Origin of the sequence: Pseudomonas sp. YQ_5 (assembly GCF_043103305.1) — a bacterium.
Classification (GTDB): domain Bacteria; phylum Pseudomonadota; class Gammaproteobacteria; order Pseudomonadales; family Pseudomonadaceae; genus Aquipseudomonas; species Aquipseudomonas putida_Y.
Map to the genome: position 1 here is coordinate 1 of NZ_JBICJS010000076.1, position 4,058 is coordinate 4,058.

At 66.4% G+C, this 4,058-nt stretch carries 1 protein-coding gene; it reads right to left on the minus strand.

Going from position 1 to position 4,058, the window contains the following annotated elements:
* On the minus strand, positions 1-4,058 hold a 4,058-nt coding region (locus tag ACF8EA_RS17980), incomplete at both ends, for a condensation domain-containing protein (protein WP_392522828.1).

Below are 4,058 nucleotides of genomic sequence, written 5' to 3' on the forward strand. Positions count from 1 at the left end.
GGCACGAAGTGCAAGGTGGTCACCTGGTGGCGCTCGATGGTGTCGATCAGGCGCTCCGGCTCGCGGTGCTCGCCCGGTGCCGCCAGGGCCAGCCGCGCACCGGTCATCAGAGGCCAGAAGAACTCCCACACCGACACGTCAAAACTGAACGGCGTCTTCTGCAACACCGTGTCGGCACTGCCCAACGCATACGCCTGCTGCATCCACGCCAGCCGGTTGTACAACGCCAGGTGGCGGTTGCCGGCGCCTTTCGGCCGCCCGGTCGAGCCGGAGGTGTAGATGACGTAGGCCAGGTTCTCCGGGTGCAGCCGGCACGCCGGCACCTGCCGCGCGTAACCGCCCAGCTCGCCGGGCTGGTCCAGCAGCAGCACCTGCCCGGCAAACGCCGGCAGCTGCTCGCGCAGGTGTGCCTGGGTCAGCAGCAGCTCGATGCCGCTGTCTTCGAACATGTAGGCCAGCCGCTCGGCCGGGTAGTCCGGGTCCAGCGGTACATAGGCGGCGCCGGCTTTAAGGATCGCCAGCAGGCCAACGACCATTTCCAGCGAGCGCTCGGCGGCGATACCCACCAGGCTTTCCGGGCCGACACCCTGTTCGATCAGCTTGTGCGCCCACTGGCTGGACAGCTCGCTCAACGCCCGGTAGCTCATGCGCTGGTCGCCGAACAGCAGTGCCGTGGCATCCGGCTGGCGACGCGCCTGCGCCTCGAACAGCTGGTGCACGCGCCAGTCGCCGGGGTAGTCGGTGGCGGTGTCGTTAAGGTCATGCAGCACCGCTTGCGCCTGCTGCGGGTTCAGCATCGGCAACTCGCCCAACGCCGTTTCGGCGCTGCTCTCAAGCATCTGCTGCAACACCTGCAACAGGTGCTCGCCAAGTTGCCCGGCCAGCCGGGCACTGAACCGTGCCCGATCGACTTTCAACTGCAGCGACAGGTGCGTACCCAGGTTAACCACCAGCGTCAGCGGGTAGTTGGTCTGTTCGTGGTTCGCCACCTCACCAAACACCAGGCTGCTGGTGGTATCGGCCTGCAGCGCTTCGGACACCGGGTAGTTCTCGAACACCAGGATGCTGTCGAACAGCACTTCGCCGCCCTGCCCGGCCCAGCGCTGGATATCGAACAATGGCGTGTGATCGTACTCACGCAGGGCGATGTTCAGTGCCTGCACGGTATCCAGCCAGTCACCCAGCGCTTGCTCCGGGCGTGGGCTGGCAATGACCGGCAAGGTATTGATGAACAGGCCGATCTGCTGCTCGATGCCCTTGAGTTCGGCCGGCCGCCCAGCCGTGGTCGCGCCAAAGGCGACGCAGGCCTGGCCGGTATAGCGCTGTAGCACCAGCAGCCAGGCCGCTTGCACCACGGTATTGAGGGTGACCTTGCGCTCACGGGCAAAGGCGTCCAGGCGGGCGGTCTGCCGGGTATCCAGTTGCTGTGCCCGCTCGACCTGCCCCTGCCCTTCACTACCGGCTGCCCAGTCCGTGGCCCTGGCCAGCAAAGTGGGTGCATCCAGGTCTTGCAACTGGCGGGTCCAGAACGCCTGCCGGGCTGCGCCATCCTGGCGCTGCAGCCAGGCAATGTAGTCACGGAAGCGCCCCGGCCCTTGCTCCGGCACGCTGCCGTGGTAGCGCTGCAGCACCTCGCCCAGCAGCCGGGTATTGCTCCAGCCATCCATCAGGATGTGGTGGCTGGTGTAGATCAGGTGATAACGCTGCGCGTCGAGGCGAATCAGGGTCAGGCGCAACAGCGGCGGCCGGACCAGGTCGAAGCCGGCCGCGCGGTCTGCAGCAGCGAACGCCTCCAGCGCATCGGCAAGGTCGTCACGGCCACGCCAGTCATGCACCGCGAACGGCAATTGCGCCTCGCGCTGAATGATCTGCAACGGGCTGGCCAGCTCACCCCAGATGAAGCTGCCACGCAGCAGGTCATGGCAGTCGACTGCCGCTTGCCACGCAGCACGGAAGCGCTCGGGATCCACGCCAGTCACATCAACCCGCAGCTGGTTGATGTAATCCCCGCCCTGCTGCAGCAGCGTATGGAACATCATGCCCTGCTGCATGGGCGAAAGCGGGAAGATGTCCTCGATCATCGCTGGCGGCAGCGCCAGGCTGTCGAGCTGGGCCTGGGTCAGACCAGCCAACGGAAAGTCCGAAGGGGTCATACCGGCGTGTTCGCGCTGGCAGCAGTGTTCGACCAGGGCGCGCAGCTCGTGGCTGTATTCATCGGCCAGGCGCTGCACGGTGGCGACTTCGAACATGTCGCTGCTGAAGGTCCAGCCCAGGCTCAGCTCACCGGCATAGACCTGGCCATTGAGCGTCAGCCAGTTACCCAATGGCGCGTCCAGGCTCTGCTCATCGCCTTTGGGGTCTGCGCAGGGTACCAGCAGCGCCTGCTCATCGGTTGCCAGGTGGCCATCCAGCTGGCCCAGATAGTTGAAGGTGATGCGCGGCACCGGCAAGGCACACAGGCACTCACGGCTGGCAGCGTCCGCCAGGTAGCGCAGCACACCATAGCCAATGCCCTTTTCGGGCACGGCGCGCAGTTGTTCCTTGACCTGCTTGATCGACCCATCCAGCGTTGCCGCCGGGCTCAGCCGCAGCGGGAACAGGCTGGTGAACCAGCCGACCGTGCGGCCCAGGTCGAGGTTGTCGAACAGCGCTTCGCGCCCGTGCCCTTCCAGTTCGATCAGCGTCGAGGGTTCGCCGCTCCAGCGGCAGATTACCCGCGCAAGCGCAGTCAGCAGCAGGTCGTTGACCTGGGTGCGGTAAGCGGCCGGTGCCTGCTGCAACAGCTGTCGGGTCAGGGCCCCGTCCAGGTGGCTGTAGACCGTGCGGGCGTACCGGTTACTCAGGGCACCAGCGCTGTTGTCCTGCGGCAGGCTGCCGCTGGCATGGCGCAACTGCGCCTGCCAATAGCCCAGTTCGGCCTGCAACGTGTCGCTGGCGGCGTAGGCCTGCAACTGTTCGGCCCAGGCCCTGAAGGCACTGGTCTTGGCGGGCAACTGTGGCGCCTGCCCGGCCGCACATTGTTGGTAGGCCCGGTGCAAGTCCTCCAGCAGAATACGCCAGGACACCCCATCGACGACCAGATGGTGGATCGCCAGCAACAGGCGCTGACTGCCGTCCGCCAAGGTTGCCAGCACCGCGCGCAGCATCGGCCCATCAGCCAGGTTGAGGCTGCGCTGGGCCTCGGTACCCAATGCCTTTAGCTCACCGGCATCGGCCAGTGTCGCGCACCATAGCAAAGGTGGCTGTACCGGCCCGGCAGGCCGGTAGCTGGCCTGCCATTGCCCATCAACCTCGACAAAGCTCAGGCGCAGGCTGTCGTGGTGCGTGACCAGGGCCTGCAGCGCCTGCTCCAGCGCCTGTGCTTCAAGCGCCTGCAACGGGCGGAACAGCACCGACTGGTTCCACTGCTGGCGTTCGGCAATGGCTGTGTCGAAGAAGGCATGCTGCACCGCCAGCAGCGGTGTGGGCCCGTGCAAGGGGCGCTGGTCGGCCTGTACCGTACACCCCACCTCGGCGACTGCGGCCAGGTCTTGTACCGTCTGGTGCTGGAACAGGTCCTTGGTGGTGAAGCGGATGCCCGCCTGGCGGGCGCGGCTGACCACCTGGATCGAAACGATCGAGTCGCCACCGAGGGTGAAGAAGTTGTCGCTGCGGCCAACCCGCTCCAGCTTCAGCAGGTCCTGCCAGATCGCCGCGATCTGCTGTTCCAGCGGGCCTTGCGGTGCACTGTATGCCTGCTGCAGGGCGCTGTTGTCAGGCTTGGGCAAAGCCTTGCGGTCGAGCTTGCCGTTGGCGGTCACCGGCCAGGCCTTCACCTGCAGGATGTGCGTCGGCACCATGTAGTCCGGCAGGCTGCCCTTGAGCTGCTCGCGAAGGCTGTCGCGCAGTGCGGCGGCGTCCACCGCCATGCCCTGCTCCTCGGCCAGCACGTAGGCCACCAGCTGCTGGCCATGCCCGCTGTCCTGGGCCAGCACCACCGCCTCGCGCACCTGCGGGTGCTCCAGCACCCGCGCCTCGATTTCACCCAGTTCGATACGCAGCCCGCGCACCTTCACCTG